17 protein-coding genes are annotated in these 19,777 nt (G+C 54.9%); 6 read left to right on the top strand and 11 right to left on the bottom strand.

The genetic code is table 11. The features are described 5' to 3' along the window. Window positions 1-46 precede the first annotated feature (46 nt). The 3 genes from rpsI to zapE all read right to left on the bottom strand — a co-directional run bounded on the left by rpsI (window position 47) and on the right by zapE (window position 2,275). On the bottom strand, window positions 47-439 hold the full coding sequence (gene rpsI, locus V3W49_RS05010; protein WP_138094297.1) for a 30S ribosomal protein S9: 393 nt from the start codon (window positions 437-439) through the stop codon (window positions 47-49). Between the two features lie 15 nt (window positions 440-454). Then, window positions 455-883: a 50S ribosomal protein L13 gene (rplM, locus tag V3W49_RS05005; protein WP_138094300.1), complete on the bottom strand. Its 429-nt coding sequence runs from the start codon at window positions 881-883 to the stop codon at window positions 455-457. Between the two features lie 258 nt (window positions 884-1,141). Then, window positions 1,142-2,275, bottom strand: a complete 1,134-nt coding sequence (gene zapE, locus V3W49_RS05000) for a cell division protein ZapE (protein ID WP_500144078.1) — start codon at window positions 2,273-2,275, stop codon at window positions 1,142-1,144. A gap of 180 nt (window positions 2,276-2,455) precedes the next feature. Here zapE and zapG point away from each other — a divergent pair, with 180 nt between their 5' ends. The 3 genes from zapG to degS all read left to right on the top strand — a co-directional run bounded on the left by zapG (window position 2,456) and on the right by degS (window position 5,496). Further along, complete coding sequence (gene zapG / locus V3W49_RS04995; protein ID WP_500144077.1) at window positions 2,456-2,851, top strand: Z-ring associated protein ZapG; 396 nt, start codon at window positions 2,456-2,458, stop codon at window positions 2,849-2,851. A gap of 140 nt (window positions 2,852-2,991) precedes the next feature. Beyond that, window positions 2,992-4,356 (top strand): serine endoprotease DegQ, encoded by a 1,365-nt coding sequence (gene degQ / locus V3W49_RS04990; RefSeq protein ID WP_500144076.1) that lies wholly within the window; start codon window positions 2,992-2,994, stop codon window positions 4,354-4,356. 87 nt (window positions 4,357-4,443) lie between these two features. After that, window positions 4,444-5,496, top strand: a complete 1,053-nt coding sequence (degS, locus tag V3W49_RS04985; RefSeq protein WP_500144074.1) for an outer membrane-stress sensor serine endopeptidase DegS — start codon at window positions 4,444-4,446, stop codon at window positions 5,494-5,496. Between the two features lie 65 nt (window positions 5,497-5,561). Here degS and mdh read toward each other — a convergent pair whose 3' ends face one another. Further along, complete coding sequence (mdh, locus tag V3W49_RS04980) at window positions 5,562-6,500, bottom strand: malate dehydrogenase (protein WP_500144073.1); 939 nt, start codon at window positions 6,498-6,500, stop codon at window positions 5,562-5,564. A 428-nt stretch (window positions 6,501-6,928) separates the two neighbouring features. On the opposite strand from mdh, the gene argR reads away from it, so the two are divergent. After that, window positions 6,929-7,399 carry a transcriptional regulator ArgR gene (gene argR, locus V3W49_RS04975; RefSeq protein WP_500144072.1) on the top strand — a complete coding sequence of 157 codons (471 nt, stop codon included), beginning with the start codon at window positions 6,929-6,931 and terminating at the stop codon, window positions 7,397-7,399. A gap of 351 nt (window positions 7,400-7,750) precedes the next feature. Further along, entirely contained in the window at window positions 7,751-8,014 is a 264-nt protein-coding gene (yhcN, locus tag V3W49_RS04970) for a peroxide/acid stress response protein YhcN (protein ID WP_500144071.1), read from the top strand. Between the two features lie 290 nt (window positions 8,015-8,304). On the opposite strand, the gene V3W49_RS04965 is transcribed toward yhcN, so the two are convergent. The 5 genes from V3W49_RS04965 to aaeX all read right to left on the bottom strand — a co-directional run bounded on the left by V3W49_RS04965 (window position 8,305) and on the right by aaeX (window position 13,301). Then, window positions 8,305-8,586, bottom strand: a complete 282-nt coding sequence (locus V3W49_RS04965; protein WP_500144070.1) for a barstar family protein — start codon at window positions 8,584-8,586, stop codon at window positions 8,305-8,307. A 50-nt stretch (window positions 8,587-8,636) separates the two neighbouring features. Continuing rightward, complete coding sequence (locus V3W49_RS04960) at window positions 8,637-10,094, bottom strand: NAD-dependent succinate-semialdehyde dehydrogenase (protein ID WP_500144068.1); 1,458 nt, start codon at window positions 10,092-10,094, stop codon at window positions 8,637-8,639. A 90-nt stretch (window positions 10,095-10,184) separates the two neighbouring features. Further along, a complete protein-coding gene (gene aaeB, locus V3W49_RS04955) occupies window positions 10,185-12,152 on the bottom strand; it encodes a p-hydroxybenzoic acid efflux pump subunit AaeB (protein WP_500144066.1) in 1,968 nt (655 codons plus the stop codon). 5 nt (window positions 12,153-12,157) lie between these two features. After that, on the bottom strand, window positions 12,158-13,090 hold the full coding sequence (aaeA, locus tag V3W49_RS04950; protein ID WP_500144065.1) for a p-hydroxybenzoic acid efflux pump subunit AaeA: 933 nt from the start codon (window positions 13,088-13,090) through the stop codon (window positions 12,158-12,160). Between the two features lie 7 nt (window positions 13,091-13,097). Then, a complete protein-coding gene (gene aaeX / locus V3W49_RS04945; RefSeq protein ID WP_138094324.1) occupies window positions 13,098-13,301 on the bottom strand; it encodes a p-hydroxybenzoic acid efflux pump operon protein AaeX in 204 nt (67 codons plus the stop codon). Between the two features lie 182 nt (window positions 13,302-13,483). On the opposite strand from aaeX, the gene aaeR reads away from it, so the two are divergent. Next, on the top strand, window positions 13,484-14,422 hold the full coding sequence (gene aaeR / locus V3W49_RS04940) for an HTH-type transcriptional activator AaeR (protein WP_500144064.1): 939 nt from the start codon (window positions 13,484-13,486) through the stop codon (window positions 14,420-14,422). A gap of 33 nt (window positions 14,423-14,455) precedes the next feature. Here the strand turns inward: aaeR and tldD are convergent, their stop codons facing one another. Beyond that, window positions 14,456-15,901 (bottom strand): metalloprotease TldD, encoded by a 1,446-nt coding sequence (gene tldD / locus V3W49_RS04935; protein WP_500144063.1) that lies wholly within the window; start codon window positions 15,899-15,901, stop codon window positions 14,456-14,458. Window positions 15,902-15,991: 90 nt separating this feature from the next. Continuing rightward, window positions 15,992-19,768, bottom strand: coding sequence for an AsmA2 domain-containing protein YhdP (gene yhdP / locus V3W49_RS04930; protein WP_500144062.1), 3,777 nt, complete (start codon window positions 19,766-19,768; stop codon window positions 15,992-15,994). Between the last annotated feature and the right edge of the window lie 9 nt (window positions 19,769-19,777).

Below are 19,777 nucleotides of genomic sequence, written 5' to 3'. Positions count from 1 at the left end.
AAAAAAACCCCGCCTGAGCGGGGTTTTCGCCAATCGCAATCTGCAATTAACGCTTGGAGAACTGCGGACGACGACGTGCTTTACGCAGACCGACTTTCTTACGTTCAACCTGACGCGCGTCACGAGTGACAAAGCCAGCTTTACGCAGTTCGGAGCGCAGAGACTCATCGTACTCCATCAGAGCGCGAGTGATACCGTGACGGATAGCACCAGCCTGACCAGAGATACCACCACCTTTAACGGTGATGTACAGATCCAGTTTTTCAACCATGTCGACCAGTTCCAGCGGCTGGCGAACTACCATGCGAGCAGTTTCGCGACCGAAGTACTGTTCCAGAGTACGCTGGTTGATAACGATTTTACCGTTGCCCGGTTTGATGAACACGCGAGCGGCGGAGCTTTTGCGGCGACCAGTGCCGTAGTATTGAGTTTCAGCCATTGCCTGTAATCCCGATTAAATGTCCAGAACTTGCGGTTGCTGTGCCGCGTGGTTGTGCTCGTTGCCTGCGTAAACTTTCAGTTTACGATACATGGCACGGCCCAGCGGGCCTTTCGGCAGCATGCCTTTAACCGCGATTTCAATCACACGCTCAGGACGGCGGGCAATCATCTCTTCAAAGGTCGCTTCTTTGATACCACCGATGTGGCCGGTGTGATGGTAATACATCTTGTCAGTACGCTTGTGGCCAGTTACGGCAACTTTTTCTGCGTTCAGAACGATGATGTAATCACCGGTATCGACGTGCGGAGTGTATTCCGCTTTGTGCTTACCGCGCAGACGACGAGCCAGCTCGGTAGCCAGACGGCCCAGAGTTTTACCGGTCGCGTCAACAACATACCAGTCGCGTTTTACGGTTTCTGGTTTAGCTGTAAAAGTTTTCATTAAAAGCTTACCCAAATTAAGTTACACGCAGGTGTTCACCCAACGTTTCAAAATCAGTTGAGGTTCACACGACATTGTCCAGTAAACCTACCCCCTCGGATAGTTTTCACCGGCACTCTAAAGTTTCGGGAAAAAAACTTTGTTGTAACGTGGGGTCGCAAGATTATAGAGAAGTCGTTGGTAAAGGTCGACCCCTTTTTGAGATTGGGACGAGGATACCCTTATCCTTGCCTCTACCACAAAGCGAGGGCCTTTATGTCAGGGCATATGCTCGCGCTTCAGATACTCTTCGCTCTGCATCTCCTGCAGCCGCGACAGACAGCGCTGGAACTCAAATTTAAGCTGCTCGCCCTGATAGATCTCCAGCAACGGCGCGGCAGCGCAAACGACCAGCTTCACGTGCCGCTCGTAAAACTCATCCACCAGCGCGATAAAACGGCGGGCCTCGCTCTCCATCTGCCAGGTCATCACCGGTACATCGTAGAGCAGCACCGTATGGTAGAGACGTGAAAGCGCGATGTAATCGTGCTGGCTACGAGCGTCGGCGCACAGCCGTTCGAAGCTGGCCGCCACGGTCTGATCCACGCTGCCCAATACCGGCAGCGCCCGGTGATTTACCTCCAGGATTTCCGCCACCTGTTCACGGCTGCCCGACAGCGCCTGCCATAACTGCGCCATCTGCCCGTACGTCTGTTCATTCAGAGGAGAAAGCCACAAATGCGCCTGAGTCAGAGTTCGCAGACGATAATCGATACCAGCGTCAACGTTCATCACATCGCACCAGGTTTTAATCGCCTCAATGGCAGGCAGGAAGCGAGCGCGCTGCAGACCATTGCGATACAATTCGTCCGGCGGAATATTCGATGTCGCCACCAGGGTGATGCCACGGCGGAACAGCGCTTCCATCAAACCGCCCAGCAGCATGGCATCGGTAATATCGGAGACAAAAAATTCATCAAAGCAGATAACGTCGGCCTGAGCTTTAAAGCCGTCTGCCACGATCTCCAGCGGATCGCTGTGCCCCTGCAGGGTAGTCAGTTCCTCATGCACCCGCAGCATGAAGCGGTGAAAGTGAAGACGCAGCTTACGCTCCCCAGGCAGACTCTGAAAAAAGAGATCCATCAGCCAGGTCTTACCGCGCCCAACGCCCCCCCACATATAAAGACCACGTACCGGCTCGATTGCGGTAGTCGCGGCCTGCCGTTTACCTAACAACTTGCCGAAGCGGGCTTTCAGCCCCCTGGCGCTGCCGGAAGGCGGCAAAGGCCGTTCGCTCAGTTCCTGCCAGATAGTAGTTAATCGGGAGACGGCTTCCTGCTGAACGTCGTCGGGTTGATGAGTGCCCTGCTGCAGAGCTTGCTGATAACGCGATGTCGGGGAAAGGCTTTGCATGGTGATATTGTCGTTTTATAAAAAGTGCTCAACCGTTCGGGTTGACGAAAAAATTGCCGTCTACCATAAGCGATGCACGCTCAGGATTCCACTTCTGACAGATTAACGGTTATAGTGGAACAAGTTTGACCGGCCTGTGCCGTCAGAACCCTACGGAAAACAAGACAACGGGAGTCGTTCATGACCTGGGAATACGCGCTCATTGGGTTAGTTGTCGGTATCATTATCGGCGCCGTCGCAATGCGTTTTGGCAGCCGTAAGCTCCGCCATCAGCAGGCCCTGCAGTACGAACTGGAACAAAAAAAAGCAGAACTGGACACCTGGCGCGAAGAGCTGGTCAGCCACTTTGCGCACAGCGCCGAACTGCTGGATAATATGGCCCACGATTATCGCCAGCTCTATCAGCATATGGCCAAGAGTTCCAGCAGCCTGCTGCCGGAGATGTCCGCCGAAAGCAATCCCTTCCGCAATCGCCTGGGCGAATCGGAAGCCAGCAACGATCAGGCGCCGGTACAGATGCCGCGCGACTATTCGGAAGGTGCGTCAGGCCTGTTACGCGGCCGTAAGCATCAGTAATTTAATAAAATAGCGGGCCGCGTCAGCGGCCCGTTTTTTTTACTCCCGCCGCATTTGTCGGGCATTGTGACCCGCGCCGGAATTCACTACTATCGGTGGGAATTGATTGCCCATTTCAGTTTCAGGTTGCGAGAGCATCAATGAAGAAAAAAACTTTGCTGTTCAGTGCATTAGCATTAAGCGTCGGACTGACGCTTTCAACCTCCCTGCCGGTTAGCGCCGCATTGCCTGCGCAAGTGTCGGGCCAGCCGTTGCCAAGCCTTGCCCCCATGCTGGATAAAGTGCTGCCGGCCGTAGTGAGCATTAAGGTGGAAGGCAGCGCGCGGCAAAACCCGCAAATCCCCGAAGAACTGCGTCGTTTCTTCGGCAACATACCGGATCAGCCCGCCCGGCCCTTTGAAAGTCTGGGCTCCGGGGTCATCATCGATGCTGATAAAGGCTATGTGCTGACCAATAATCACGTCATTAATCAGGCCCAGAAGATTAGCGTGCAGCTAAACGACGGCCGCGAATTCGATGCAAAGCTTATCGGCAGTGATAAGCAAAGTGATATCGCGCTGGTTCAGATTCAGAAGGCCAGTAAGCTGACAGCAATTAAAATTGCTGACTCTGATAAGCTTCGGGTCGGTGATTTCGCGGTCGCAGTCGGAAACCCCTTCGGCCTGGGACAGACCGCCACTTCCGGTATTATCTCGGCCCTCGGCCGCAGCGGCCTTAGCATGGAAGGGCTGGAAAACTTTATCCAGACTGACGCCTCAATTAACCGCGGCAATTCCGGCGGCGCGCTGCTCAATCTGAACGGCGAACTGATTGGGATTAATACCGCCATCCTGGCCCCAGGCGGCGGCAACGTGGGGATCGGCTTCGCCATTCCTTCCAACATGGCGAAGACTCTTTCCGAACAGCTCATTCAGACCGGTGAAGTCCGCCGTGGCCTGCTGGGCATTCGGGGAACCGAAATGAGCGCCGATATCGCCAAAGCCTTTAACCTGGATACCCAACGCGGCGCCTTTGTCAGCGAAGTTATGCCAGGCTCTGGCTCTGCCAAAGCGGGGATTAAAGCCGGGGATGTGATCACCGCACTGAACGGCAAGCGCCTCAACAGCTTCGCCGAACTGCGCGCCAGAATTGCCACCAGTGAGCCGGGCAGTAAAGTGAAGCTGGGCCTGCTACGCAACGGCAAGCCGATGACGGTGGAGGTCACTCTCGATAAAAGCACCTCCGCTTCCGCCAGCGCCGAACTGATTGCGCCAGCTCTGCGCGGCGCGGCGCTAAGTGATGGCCACCTGAAAGATGGCGTCACCCAGGGAATTGTTATCGATAATCTGGAAAAAGGCAGCCCCGCAGCCCAGGCCGGCCTGCATAAAGGTGACGTGATTATCGGCGTCAATCGCGAACGGGTGCGTACTATTGCGCAGATGCGCAAAATTATGGAGAGCAAACCCGCCATCGTTGCCCTGAACGTCGTGCGCGGTTCCGACAATATCTACCTGCTGTTACGGTAATGCGTCCTCACGCGGGCATTCCTCATAGGATGCCCGCGGAACTCGTGCTATGCTGCGAGCGTTTTCATCTTTGGTTAATCAATATCCATGTTTCTGAAACTGTTACGCCCGCTGATCGTTGGTCTGGTTGTCGCAGGCCTGTTGCTGACGTTTGTCCCCTCGTTGCGCCAGATGAATGCCTCATCTTCGCAGCAAGCGGACAGCTCGGATAAAACGCCACTGAGCTACAACGCTGCGGTGCGCCGTGCGGCGCCAGCCGTAGTGAACGTTTACAGTCGAACTGCCCCCAATCACCAGATGAAAATCCGTTCGCTGGGGGCGGGCGTTATCATGGATAATCGCGGCTATATCATTACCAACAAGCACGTGATTAACGGTGCGGATCAGATAATCGTCGCTCTGCAGGACGGTCGATTCTTCGAAGCGTTACTGGTAGGTTCCGATCCATTAACCGACCTGGCGGTTCTGAAAATTAACGCCAGCTCGCTGCCAACCATCCCCATGAACCTAAAGCGCACGCCGCACATCGGCGATGTAGTGATGGCGATCGGCAATCCCTATAACCTTGGCCAGACCATTACGCTGGGGATCATTAGCGCCACCGGGCGCGTGGGTTTGAGCCCCAGCGGCCACCAGAATTTCCTGCAAACTGATGCTTCGATTAACCATGGTAATTCCGGCGGCGCGCTGGTCAACTCGCTGGGTGAGTTGGTGGGTATTAACACCCTCTCTTTTGATAAGAGCAGCGACGGTGAAACGCCAGAAGGCCTGGGTTTTGCCATTCCGGTACAGCTGGCCACCAAAATCATGGATAAGCTCATTCGTGATGGCCGGGTGATCCGCGGCTATATCGGCATTACCGGCATGGACGCGCCGAAGATTCACGGTCAGCAGAGCCCGGATCCGCTGCAGGGCATTATCGTGAAAGCGGTAGAGCCGGATGGCCCGGCGGCGCGAGCAGGCATTCAGCCTAATGATGTACTGCTCTCGGTAGATCATAAACCAGCAGTCTCGGCCATGGAAACCATGGATCAGGTAGCGGAAATTCGCCCCGGCTCGGTTATTCCGGTGGAAATCCTGCGCGACAACCATAAACTGACGGTTCAGGTTTCAATTCAGGAATACCCCAACGCCGAATAACCGAAGCGTTGAGGCGTAAAAAAACCGGAATCATGGATTCCGGTTTTTTTTGGCGTTACGGTAGGTTATTTGCCAACAAACTCTTCGCCCAGGGCAATATCTTTCTTCAGAGTATCCAGCATACCTTCCAGTGCCTGCTGCTCGAAGCTGCTCAGCGTACCGACAGGCTGATACCCGGCAATCCCTTCTTTACCCAACAGCAGCGGTTGAGAGAAAAAGCGAGCATACTGGCCGTCGCCTTCTACATAGGCGCACTCTACCACGCCCTGCTCGCCGTTCATCGCCCGTACCAGCGACAATCCGAAGCGCGCGGCGGCCTGTCCCATAGAAAGCGTCGCTGAACCGCCGCCCGCTTTGGCCTCCACCACTTCAGTACCCGCATTTTGAATACGTTTAGTTAAATCAGCAACCTCCTGCTCGCTGAAACTCACGCCGGACACCCGGGACAGCAGGGGCAAAATAGTCACACCAGAGTGACCGCCAATCACCGGCACCTCGATATCCGACGATGGCTTACCCTTCAGCGCAGCCACAAAGGTATTGGCGCGAATAATATCCAGCGTGGTCACCCCAAATAGCTTTCTTTTATCATAAACACCCGCTTTCTTAAGCACCTCGGCCGCGATTGCCACCGTGGTGTTCACCGGGTTGGTAATGATCCCGATGCAGGCTTTCGGGCAGGCCTTCGCCACCTGCTCGATCAAATTCCTGACGATACCGGCGTTAACATTAAACAGATCGGAGCGATCCATTCCCGGCTTACGGGCGACGCCCGCAGAAATAAGCACAACGTCAGCGCCGTTCAACGCTGGCGTGGCATCTTCACCGGAATATCCTTTTACGGTCACGTCGCCAGGGATATGGCTAAGATCCACCGCCACTCCCGGAGTAACGGGCGCAATATCATAAAGTGAGAGTTCTGAACCTGACGGGAGCTGGGTTTTTAACAGAAGTGCAAGCGCCTGACCAATGCCGCCAGCCGCGCCGAGGACTGCAACTTTCATCCTAAAACTCCTTATTATGGTTGGCAAAATTATGCCGTAACTTCAGCTGTCACAGACCATAATCCAGGGAGCAGGTAATTACAAATATCCCGGAAATAAAATGCGATGTTACGCAATAACTTAGCTGGGAAAATGCCATACTTGCCCTCCGAACAAATTAGGGTACAGGCCATGTCACAACCAAACATCGACATCTAGCTTAGTAACATTACACCCATTTTCCTTTATTAAACAACATCATTTTAACAACATTAAATTAACTTTATTTTGATTTATAAACGCCGTCACATTATGTTGAAAATAAGCGTTATTGATGAAACATTGCGATTCCATGACATTATTTCATCGAACACCCTGGCAAATATTTGCATAAAAATTCATTAAAATGCATAATTCAGGTTATTCTCGTCTCTGTATGGATTATCATTATGCGAACTCCCGCCAAACAAGAAGAATTAGTCAGAGCCTTTAAAGCCCTATTAAAAGAAGAGAAGTTCAGCTCCCAGGGCGAAATCGTCCAGGCACTACAGGAGCAGGGTTTCGAAAATATTAATCAGTCCAAAGTATCTCGCATGCTGACAAAATTCGGCGCGGTGCGCACCCGTAATGCAAAAATGGAAATGGTTTACTGCCTGCCGGCAGAACTGGGCGTGCCAACCACCTCAAGCCCGCTGAAAAATCTGGTGCTGGATATCGACTATAACGACGCAGTCGTGGTGATTCATACCAGCCCTGGCGCAGCGCAGCTGATCGCTCGCCTGCTTGATTCACTGGGTAAATCAGAAGGGATCCTCGGTACCATCGCCGGCGACGACACCATCTTTACCACGCCGTCGCGCAACTTTTCCGTGCGCCAGCTCTACGAAGCTATTCTGGTACTTTTCGACCAGGAGCTGTAGCACGCTCGCTTCCACCGCTAACGGCGGTGGTTTCCTCTATTTTCCCTCTCCTCTACCGCTATTTTACCGTTCGTGCTTTCAGCTCAACGGCGGCCCATTAACATCCTCAGAAAAAGCACAAAAAGCACATTTATACTATCCATATGATTTTCTTATAAAAAAATAAAAACAAAGTGATAAGACTGGCGTTTTTATAACTAAACAGACTTAAAACTAGTTTTATTAACATAAAATTTCATTGTTTATAGTTAATCAGGTATTAATTTCATGCGTTATTAGTGTATACTTGATTTTGTGATGAGGGTCACGAAACCAAAAGACCCAAACAGAAGAATTCGACGAGGTAACCTTATGAACATCAAAACTACCGTAGCAACCGTAAGTCTCCTTTCCATGCTGTCGTTCGGCGCTTTCGCTGCCACTTCTATTAGCAACGAGCAGGCGGAAGGTCGTCAACCGATGGGAACCATCTCCGTAAGCCAGATTGGCAGCTCTCCGATGGATATGAACAGCGAGCTGAGTAAAAAAGCCGATAAAGAAGGGGCCTCCGCCTATCGCATTATCGAAGCCCGTTCCGGCGCAAGCTGGCACGCCACTGCAGAACTCTACAAATAAACCCTCGTCGTCTTGTCCGACGACTTGCCCCCTGGCACTCGGGGGGCTTTTTTATGGTTTAGCGTGGCGTGTTCGAAAGCGGAAACAAAAAACCGGCAGAATATGACGATGCGGTGGGCTGTTCCGTTCACTTTGCGCCACTGCTTCTCTGTGGATTCACCGGTTCCGGAACCGGCATAAGAGAAATCACCTTCAGGTGAACGGAACCTTCTCCTGCGCGACATACTCACCCGGAAACCAGGGCCATCGCCGGTAACTTCAGCTTCACGCCAATCAGCGATGAACCTTTTTTATGCGCTATCCAGGAACTGATTAAAACGCAGACGCCCTTCCAGTTCCTCTTCCGCTTCATCAAACAGCAAAATCAACGCGCCATAGCGCCTGCGTTCCCGCTCGCCCAGGTGAGTAAAAGCAATCTCCAGCGGCAAGGGCAGTTCGCTTCCCGTCACCACATCCCAGAGTTTATCCAGATTACTGACCCGACCATTCTGTAGCCCAAACGCGCAGTTGAATTGATGGAAAAAGTCGGCCTGATTGGTTATTTCACTGAAATTAAATGAATAGCGTTTCATGGATAGTTACCGCTGTTAACAACGGGGCCACTGCCCCTGCCTCTTAGCTATTACGACAATCCGCCCAGATGCAGCGTTTTCACCTCCAGGAACTCTTCCAGGCCCAGTATCGAACCTTCACGCCCCAGCCCCGATTCTTTCACGCCACCGAATGGACCAAGCTCAGTGGAAACCGCACACTCGTTAATCCCCACCATACCGCTTTCAAGCGCCGCAGAGACGCGGAATACCCGCTGGAGGTCACGAGTATAGAAGTAGGCGGCAAGGCCGTATGGCGTGTTGTTGGCGCGCTGGAGCACCTCTTCTTCCGTACTGAAGCGAAAGCAGGCAGCGACCGGCCCAAAGGTTTCTTCCTGCGCCAAAAGCATCTCATCACTGGCATCTGCCAGTACCGTCGGCTGCCAGAAGTTACCGCCCAGCTCATGGGCCTTGCCACCCGTCAGTATCCGGGCACCTTTGCTGCGCGCGTCCTCCACGTGTTCGCGAACCTTGTCCACGGCAGCTGGCTCAATCAGCGGCCCTACGTTGACGCCCTCTTCCATACCATCGCCAACTTTCAGACGGCGAACCGCCTCAGCCAACTGGCTGACAAAGCGTTCGTAGATCCCTTCCTGGATAAAGAAGCGATTGACGCTAACACAGACCTGTCCGGCATTGCGGAATTTGTTAGCAATGGCGCCCTCGATAGCCGCATCAATATCGGCATCGTCAAAGACGATGTAAGGTGCATTTCCTCCCAGCTCCAGCGAAATCTTTTTCACGGTTTCCGCCGCATTACGCATCAGGGTTTTACCCACCGCAGTGGAACCGGTGAAGGAGATCTTACGAACCGCATGGCTGGCCATAATGGCATCGCTAATCTCCTGCGTATTACCGGCAACCGCATTAAGCACGCCATCCGGAACCCCCGCTTTCTGAGCCAGCGCTAATAGGGCGAATGCACACAGCGGTGTGTTATTCGCTGGTTTGATTACCCCGGTGCAGCCAGCGGCCAGCGCTGGCCCCAGTTTGCGGGTCAGCATTGCCATGGGGAAGTTCCAGGGGGTAATAGCCGCCACCACGCCGACCGGCTCGCGAGTGGCCAGAATGCGCGAGCCGGGCTTCACGGATGGAATAATTTCGCCGTTGGCCCGCTTCGCCTGTTCAGCGAACCACTGAATAAAGCTGGCAGCGTATTCAACTTCTCCCGCAGCCTCTTTTAGCGGTTTCCCCTGTTCGGTGGTCATCAGGTGCGCCAGCCACGACTTATGCTCCAGAATCAGCTGATACCAGCGGTAGAGTATTTCACTGCGTGCTTTGGCGGGCTTAGCGCGCCAGACGGGAAAAGCGCGGGCCGCCGCCGAGATGGCCGCCTCGGTTTCGGCCTTACCGGCACGAGCCACCCGGGCAATAGTCTCGCCGCTGGCGGGATTAAGCACCTCGAAAGTCTCTTCCAGGCTGCGCCACTCGCCATTCACCAGGTAGCCGGTTCGCAACAATTCATGATCCTGCAATGTCTGGTCGCTCATAACTCTCTCCTGATATATCAGTTTCCGTTCGCGGGCATTAAGTATAGAAAAGCCGACGCACAGGCGTCGGCGATTTCCCCGCAGAGAGCATTAATTATCCGTCAGCGCATTCTGATATTTACGCAGAATACCGACCAGACGGCCTACCGGCTCAGTTACCTGGGGCGGCGCCTCCCAGACCCGCAGCTTATCCTGATAGATATCCAGCTCGTCCAACAACTGGCCGAAGTAGCGGCGCCGTTTTTCATCGCTGGACGATGAAATGATCTTATCCGATGTGCGCCTTAGCTGACGGTGATAATTCGAGAGATCTTCATTGACGGGAATAGGAGCATCCCGTAACCGCTGGTGCGCAATAATCAGCGTCAGCGCCAGGCGAAATTTGGCGATATCCCCTGGGAATTTATTAAGCAACAGAAACAGCTGCTGATACAGTGCCGGAAGGTGGTTTTCTTTACGTCGCGCCTTGTTGGTGGTCATGGAAGAGACCGCCGCCGATACAAACTGGTTCAGCAACGTACGTCCGGTTCGCGCCTTCGAGTTATCGCGGATGACCAGGATCACCATCATCGCCAGAATAACCCCAACCAACTGCCCCAGCGAGCTGTCAAGAAAGGTCTTAAACTCGAAGGTCATCGGGTTATCCAGCACAATGGTATTAATGGTTCCTGCCAGCAACCCCATAGAGCCCAGCCTCCGCTTCTGTACCTCTATGCCGATAAAGAAGCCCAGCAGCGCCAGACTGATGCAGAGCAATAGCATGCTCTGTTGGGTAGACGGGAGTACCACCAGGAAGTAGAAGCATCCCACCGGTAGCGCCGCTACCATGCCGTAAACGAAATCCAGCGCCACCATCTTCGGGTTAGGCAGCCGCATCGCCAGTGCGGTCACCACTGCGATCATCACCATCGCCGAACTGCCGGAAGTCCAGCCGGTCCACAGCCAGAACAGCGTCCCCACCATGCAGGAAACCGTGGTGCGCCAGAAGTTGATCATCGCATGGTGGCGCTCCGCTGATTCAGCCTTTACTACCGGTTCGCCGTTGAGTATCTCTTCTTCCACAGCGCTGATGCGGGTGTTACTGATAACGCCACGCTTAAGCAGCAGATAGCGGGTGGCAGCCCCCACCCAGCTATAGAGCGTGACTGGCGTATCCACCTCACCGGTCCAGGAAAAAACCCGACGAATACGCTTCAGATTGCGGTGCACGTCTGCGGCAGTCTCTACCGGTTCGGCAAACAGTTCCCGGTAAGCCTGAGGGAAGGCATCAGGTCGGGTATTCTGGATAAGAAAGGTTTCACAGGCCTGAGTGATCATCGTCAGCGACAGGGTATTAATGGCATACAATCGACGGTTCGCCCGCGCCCAGCGCGATGATTCAATCTTCAGGTTACTACGCATGCCCTGCAGCATGGTGGTACGGCGCACCAGCCCACTCCAGGCCTTATCCACCTCGTCGCGATCCCCATGCGCCAGGCAGAGTTGCATCAAGCGGTATTGATCCACCAGCAGGCCATCAAGCTCCCGATCGATCTCGCGTTTAATCGATCGCGGCGAAAACAGCAGATCGGCAACAATAGCGCAGACGATCCCCAGTACTATTTCGCTACAGCGTTCCACTGCGAACTGGGGCGCCAGCAGGGGATCGTGTTGTATAGAGATAATAATGATCAGCGCTGTATAACCAGAAAGCCCCCAGGCATAGGAGTTTTCAACCTTCACCAGCGAGGAGATCCAGGTACAAAAACCGGCCCAGAGGCAGGCCACCATAATCATCACCATCGGGGCGCGGATCAGCCCGATGATAATCACCAGTGCGGCGATACAGCCGATAAAGGTACCGATAATGCGCAGCATACCGCGGTAGCGAATCGCGCCAGAATAGGGCTCGCCGCCGGCGGCGAAAGCCGGACCGGCGGCGACAATAGCCGCAGTCAGCACCGCCCAACGCGGCGTTTCAAGCTGAAAATGGAAACCCACGAATAGCGCCAGCACCAGCGCCGTCGCCAGTTTTATGGCGAAGCGCAGGTGAATCGGCGAGATGCTATACCATCCCATAGTGATTAACCGAACTCACGCAGACGGTGCAACAGCTTCACGAAAGGCGACATATTGTCGGTATTCCTGTCCTTCTCGCCGGTGACCACCACCGTAGCCGTAGTACCGGCAGGCCAGGTATTACCCGGCTGCTTATCCAGATGAATACGTACCGGAACACGCTGCGCCAGTCGCACCCATTCCAGGTTAGAGTCAATGGTCGCCATGCCTTTATTGTCATTGGTGCTACTGGCATTGGTCACACCTGCGGCCACACTATCCACGCTGCCTTTCAGCACATGGTTACTGCCAAGCGGCGTGATCTCGACCCGGTAACCCGGGCGCACACCTTCCAGCTTGGTCTCTTCCATATAGGCCTGAACGTAGAAAGAATCTTTCTTCACCAGCGCGACAGCTGTAGAACCGGTGGTAATATATTCGCCAGCGTAGACATTAAGATTGGTGATCCAGCCATCGGACGGCGCGCGTATCACGGTGCGCTCCAGATCGATTTTCGCCAGATCGCGGGCTGCTTCTGCTTTAGCCAGTTCATGTAGCGTGGTCTGCAGGCTATTATTGTACTGATCGATATCTTCCTGAGAGGTTGCCAGAACCCCCAGTTTGTTACGACGAGCAGCTTCGGTACGTTTCTCTTTGACCAGGGCTTTATAGTAGGAGACATTTGCCTCGGCTTCATCCAGCGCTTTGGTGTAGCGCGGCTGGTCAATCACAAAGATCTCCTGCCCCTTCTTCACCAGTTGGTTATCACGTACCTTGACATCCGTGACCAGGCCACTGACATCGGGTGCCAGGGCCACTACGTCAGCGGAAAAGCGGGCATCACGCGTCCAGGGCGACTCGGTATAGAAGCTCCAGATACGAAAGATAGCGATGAAAGCCAGTACGACCAGTACCAGCGTAATGGCCGTACGGGAGATATTTCTTGTTAGTGTTTTCACATCAACCTCAGACAAACAGACGCGAAATCAGCCAGAACAGGCAGCAATACAGCGCGGTGTTAAACAGCGCAGGATGCCAGACAAAGTCATAGATCCCGGTCGGAACAAGCAGGCGCCTCACCAGCCAGAACAGGGCCAGCGATAACAGCAACTCAAAAAATATCGGTGGGAAGGACAGGCCAAACACCACGATAACCGGAAATAAACTCATGTTAATCCTGGAGACAAAAACAGATGACTGATTATTGTTTACCACAAACTGCGACAGATTAAATGGCCTGGATGGCCGGGCGAGAGCGCAGCGCAGGTATTGTTAATAATAATATATTAACGTAACTGTTATGCTGTTATCTATAATCTGTGATCTAAATCACTTTTAAGCCAGAGTGAATAATGGAAAGACTAAAGAGCATGGCGGTTTTTGCCAGGGTGGTGGAGCAGGGCTCCTTTACCTCCGCCGCCAGGCAGTTGCAAATGAGCGTTTCGGCTATCAGCCAGACCGTCTCCCGCCTGGAGAATGAACTCCAGGTGAAGCTGTTAAACCGCAGCACCCGTAGTATCGGACTGACCGAAGCAGGAAAAATCTACTACCAGGGCTGTCGTAAAATGTTGTACGAGGCTCGGGAGGTACACGAACAACTTTACGCCTTCAATAACACCCCCATTGGTACCTTACGTATCGGCAGTTCTTCAACCATGGCACAAAATGTCCTGGCGGCAATGACAGCAGAAATGCTACGGGAATATCCGGGTCTGACGGTGAATCTGGTCACCGGTATTCCGGCGCCGGATCTGATTGCCGACGGTCTGGATCTGGTGATTCGGGTCGGCGCCCTGCAGGATTCCAGCCTGTTTTCCCGCAGACTGGGCAGTATGCCGATGGTGGTTTGCGCCGCCAAAAGCTATCTGACCCAAACGGGCGTACCGGAAAAACCCGCCGATCTCACCAATCATGCCTGGCTTACCTACAGCGTCCGACCAGACAACGAGTTCGAACTGGTCGCGCCGGAGGGCGCCACAATCCGCCTTCATCCCGAGGGGCGGTTCGTCACTAACGATCCTATGACGCTGACACGCTGGCTTAGCGCTGGCGCAGGCATCGCCTATGTTCCACTAATGTGGGTCATCGATCGGGTCGATAGCGGCGAACTGGAGATCCTGTTTCCCCGTTACCAGTCCGATCCCCGGCCAGTCTATGCGCTTTATACCGAAAAGGATAAGCTGCCGTTGAAGGTAGAGGTATGCATCAACTATCTGACCGACTACTTTGTGAAGGTCGCTCACCTCTATCAGACGATGCGCGGTCGCAACGGCCATCAGGAAACGCATTAAGCCCGGCGCCGGTCGGCGCCGGGTGAAAGGATATCAGGCCGTGCCGCCCACGGTCAGGCGGTCGACCTTCAGGGTCGGCTGACCTACACCAACCGGTACGCTCTGCCCTTCCTTACCGCATACCCCGACGCCACTATCCAGCGCCAGATCGTTACCGACCATAGAAATCTGCTGCATGGCTTCGATGCCAGAACCAATCAGGGTCGCCCCTTTTACCGGCGTCGTAATGCGTCCTTTCTCGATCAGGTAAGCCTCGGAGGTCGAAAAGACGAACTTCCCGGAAGTGATATCCACCTGGCCGCCGCCGAAGTTCGGCGCGTAGATGCCGTAATCCACCGACTCGATAATCTCCTGAGGCGTGGATTGGCCCGCCAGCATATAGGTATTGGTCATACGTGGCATCGGCAAATGAGCATAGGATTCACGGCGGCCGTTACCGGTTGGCTTAACCCCCATCAGGCGAGCGTTCAGCTTATCCTGCATATAGCCTTTCAGAACGCCATTTTCGATCAGTACGTTGTACTGGCCAGGCACCCCTTCGTCGTCGATCGCCAACGAGCCTCGCCTGTCGGCCATCGTGCCGTCGTCCACCACGGTGCACAGCTCAGAGGCCACCAGTTCCCCCATACGTCCGCTAAATACCGAGGTTTCACGGCGGTTGAAGTCCCCTTCCAGGCCATGTCCAACGGCTTCATGCAGCAATACGCCCGGCCAGCCAGCTCCCAGCACCACCGGCAGAGCCCCGGCGGGCGCCGCCACGGCGGAAAGGTTAACCAACGCCATCCGCACGGCTTCTTTAGCCCACGCCTCGGCCCGGACTTCGCCGTCGACATCCGCCAGGAACCATTCGTATCCAAAGCGGCCACCGCCGCCGCTGGAGCCCCGCTCGCGCTTACCATCCTGTTCCACCAGTACACTAACGGAAAGACGCACCAGCGGGCGCACATCCGCCGCCAGCGTTCCATCCGTGGCCGCAACCAGAATCAGTTCATAAACGCCGCTCAGGCTGGCAGTCACCTCCTGAACGCGGCGGTCGGCCGCCCGGGCGCTATTATCTACCCGGCGCAGAATATCCAGCTTCTCTTCCCGGGTCAGGCTGGTCAGCGGATCGACAGAGGTATAGAGCGGAGAATAAGCCACTTCGCCCAGAGTATGGGCGCGCCCTTCGCCCTGCTCGCGCACGATGCTGCGCGCCGCCTGCGCGCTCTGCTCCAGCGCCAGCAGGCTTATCTGATCGGCGTAGGCGAAGCCGGTTTTTTCACCGCTAACGGCGCGTACACCAACGCCCTGATCGATATTGTAAGAGCCATCTTTAATAATGCGGTCTTCAAGTACCCAGGATTCGTGATAACTGGACTGAAAGTAAAGATCGCCGTAATCGAGACGGCGCTCGGAGAGCTGGCCGAGAATGGAAAACAGATCCTGATGATTCAGGCCATGTGCGGACAGCAATTGCTCACTTACCAGCTTCAGACTCATCGTTTTTGCTACTCATTCAGTTGTCGCCCCGTAAGACCGGGGCTCAGGGTTTATCAGGTGAGCTTGAGGCAATTCCCGGCTCGCGTCAAATCATTGGGCCGGGCTGGTTCGCGGCTTGCGTAACACCTCGTTGATTTGCGGCTGATCCACCGGCCCGGTTATCCGATAGCGCAGTACCGAGATCTTGTTCCACAGCGGCCCCAGCACCTGGCTTGCGGCAAACACCGCGGCACCGACAATGGGGTTAACCGCAAAGGCGGCAGCCACGCCAACGGTGGCCGATATCTCCGGCGCCACTACCGCTTCCATATCCAGACGACGTCGCACCAGATCCACAGAACCTTTCATGGCGATATCCGCTTCCAGACCATCCAACAGCGTATCGTCGGTGTGCAGAATACCGTCTTTAATCCAGGCGGTACTGCGAATGGAGTCAAAATAGAAACCGTCTCCGAAGGTATCACTGAAGTCGAAACGCAGTTTGCGTAGCAGCGCATCGAAACTCAGCAGCCGCAACAGTTGCCCCGCATGACCGGTGCCCAAATCAGCGATCTGCCCCTTGCCCAGCCGGGTATGGATAATGCCGTTCAGCGTCGCCTCATCGGGCTGCCAGGGTGCTTTACGCCAGTGCAGATCGTAATCAACATTAAACGAGGAACCCTGAATTGGCGTCTTCACGCCGAAGAACCCCGCAGCAGCATCCAGTTGCTTGCCTTTCAGCTTCCCCTTCAGCGAGGTTCGCGGCGCAGTGGGATTATTCACCCATTCGCCATTGGCAGTCAGGCGAGCAAAGCCGGTATCGATCAGACCATTGTTCAGCTTCATAGTGTTGCCGCGAATCGCTACATCGGCATCGATACGGCCGTACTTCTGCCCCCAAAACCAACATTCAGCGCAGCGCAAATTCACATCCGGCCAGCCGTTAAAATCGATAGCGGATGTCGTTCCCGGTATGCCGCTGGCGCCCGATTGCCCGCTCTGTATCTGCCCCGGATTGTAGTAGAGATACTTAATCGCCGCTTCCCATGGCGCATTGTCATGCATCGTCAGCGCACCATTGATTTCGCGGCCGCTGACGTTAATTCGCGTGCCACCGGATACCGGCGTTGAGGTCAGGCTCAGGTTATTCCAGCGCTGGCCTCCCATCATCAATGCCGGCGTGCGCAGCGTAACCGACTGGGGCAGCAATGTTTTACTGCTGACCTTCTGCACCGGGCCCTGGCGGAACAGCGCCAGCCACTGGGCGCCATCGAGTGCGGGCAGATTCAGCTCTGCGCCGCGCTGCGCCGGTAACGGCGGTACCGTTTTACTGTCTGATACCCACACCGCGCGATCGAGCTCCAGCTTCTGATTCAGCAGCCAGCGGCTATTGAAATGGCCGTTACGTCCCACACTGCCAGTCAGATCGAAGTGACGCAGATCGCCTTTGGCGGTTATCGCCACCGGCAACGCTTCACCCGCCGACTTATCCATCGGCGTAGGTAAGCGACTACTCACTCCTTTCAGATCGCCGTTTAAATCTACCTTGTAGCTGGCATCACCACGGTACGGCAGTTGAATATTCACCTTGCCATGCCACGGGAAGGCGCCGGACAGCGCCTGGTTAATCTGCGGCGGCAGTACGCCGGTTTCCGTTGGTCGCCAGTTTCCCTGCATATTGATGCCGACCTGATAGCTGTTTTCCCCCTGATGGGTGGAGAAATCCAGATTTAAGGGCTGATTAAACCAGCGTGCATTTAGCGAACCGCTGTTCAGATTGCCGTTTTCGAAACTGAAGCCACCGCTCAACCCTTCCAGAGTGCTGTCGATGGGTTTAACAAACAGAGCATTGTTATTCAGGCGCACATCACCTTTGGCGATGGTCATCTCGCCATTCAGAGGGATATCGAGATGTAAGCGGGCATTCACATCGCCGCTAAGCTGGAGTTCATCCAGGGTAGCGCCCAGAGAATCATGCAACGGCGTCTCTTTAAAATAGGGCCCTACGGCGCTGCCCGGGCCATTGATATCCGCGTCAATCAGCAGTTTTTCACGAGCGTAGTCGGGTATGGCCGCTTTCAGATTACTCGCCGTCACGCCGCCAAGCGCTACCTTCTGCGACTTCATCCATAAACCGTCATTAAGAAAATCGAGCTCGATATCCAGATTTTTTAGCGCAGGCCAGTCTGGCTGAAACGCAAAGGTGGCATTACGCAGCGGCACCAGCACCTCAAACTGCCCTTCGTTATGTTCATAGGGGAACAGATGGGGGTTTCCGCCATACACCAGGGTGGCGTTATCAACCTGCCCCCCCTGAATCGCACCGCTCAAATAATCGACCAGGTGTTTACCCATCAGATTTTCCGGGAAGTAGCGCCAGGCCTGCCCGGCATCAGGGGTGCGAATACCAGCGACAATACCCAGCCATGGTGCATCGTCTTTAGGCTGACTGTAGCGAAAGCCGCCGTTAGCCCATACGGAGTTGGCCTGCACGTCGATGCCGTTGCCCAGCAGAGTGAAGCCGTGCTCGTCCTGGCGCCAGTTCAACATAGCCGTTGCGCGACGCACTTCCAGCGGCGCCCGGAATACGCCGTCATACGGCATCACCGCATCATGCAACCCAACGATCAGTCGCCCATTTTCCAGACTGCCGGTAACGCTGCCTTCCACATTTTGTGCGCCTGGAATCAGCTTCCACTGTTTCCAGGAAAGATCGCGCCAGCGCCCCTGTAGCCGCGTCTTTTCCATATGCTGGACGGGAATATCCAGCGCCAGTTTTTCGAACATGCCCTGCGGCTGTAACTGACGCCAGATATCACTGGCCTGAGGCGTAAATTTGTCGGCGATCGATAACAGCGGCCTCATGGGCTCCAGCGCCAGATTCCCGGCGCGGATACGTACCTCTTCATCACGCTGCGCGGTCTTCGGCAACCAGGCCAGTGCCAGTTCGCCTTTCGGCCAGTGCCGTTCATCAATGGCAATACGGGTGTCGGGTATCGCCAACTGCCAGCCGCCATCCACCTTACTGATATGGGCGGTTAGGTTATCCACCGTCAGACTATGGACGCCACGCGTTCCAGACCAGGAGGCGCCCCCCCGCTTCAACCGAATATCCCCGCCGCCGATCTCGCCGTTATCAAGGTGCATCCAGCCTTCCAGACTGAAACGCGCATCGGCCAGCGCCACTTTCTGATTCATCCAGCGACTGAGCCATGGTTTCACATCGACGTTGTCCGCCTGCAGCCAGACAGTGCCGTTATCCAGTAACCCCTTATCGTCGCGCAGATCCATTCGCACCTGAACGATACCGTGCTGATCGTTAAAGCTCGACAGGCTTATCTGGCCTTCGGCGCGATGACGATTACGGGTGTTAAGCCAGGTAAGTTGAGGAATTGCCAACTCGGCGCGTTCGCCGGAAGGCGTCAGAAAGCTGATGCTGCTATCGCGCAAATCGAAATGATCGAACTGATTCAGAAACAGGTCATTCAGATTATCGGTTTTAACATCACCGCTATCGCCCTGATTAAGCGGGGTATTGGTATGAATATGCAGTTGCCAGAAGGTAAGGTTGCGAAACTGCCAGCGCAGACGCAGCAAACTTTGCCAGACATCCAGCGCCAGCGTGACGCGCCGAACCTCCAGGTAACCGCCGTCTTTAAGGCCGACTTTGATATCCCGGGCTTCCAGGGTCGGCCCGAAGTTTTGCCAGTGGGCATTGAGCTGCGAGGCAGAAACAGGAACGCCACTCACCTTCTCAATTTTAGCCAACAGGGCAGGACGCCAACTGTCCAGATGCGGCAGCGCCAGGCGCAGACCACTGACCAGCAGCGCGATGATTACAATCAGCGTAGCAGCCGTGAGCATCAAAACGCCCGGCAGTCTCCTCACCCTTCACTC

The organism is Rosenbergiella sp. YN46, from assembly GCF_036620675.1.
GTDB lineage: Bacteria > Pseudomonadota > Gammaproteobacteria > Enterobacterales > Enterobacteriaceae > Jejubacter.
The sequence above is the reverse complement of the archived record's forward strand: the minus strand, read 5'-3'. Positions and strand labels throughout refer to the sequence as shown.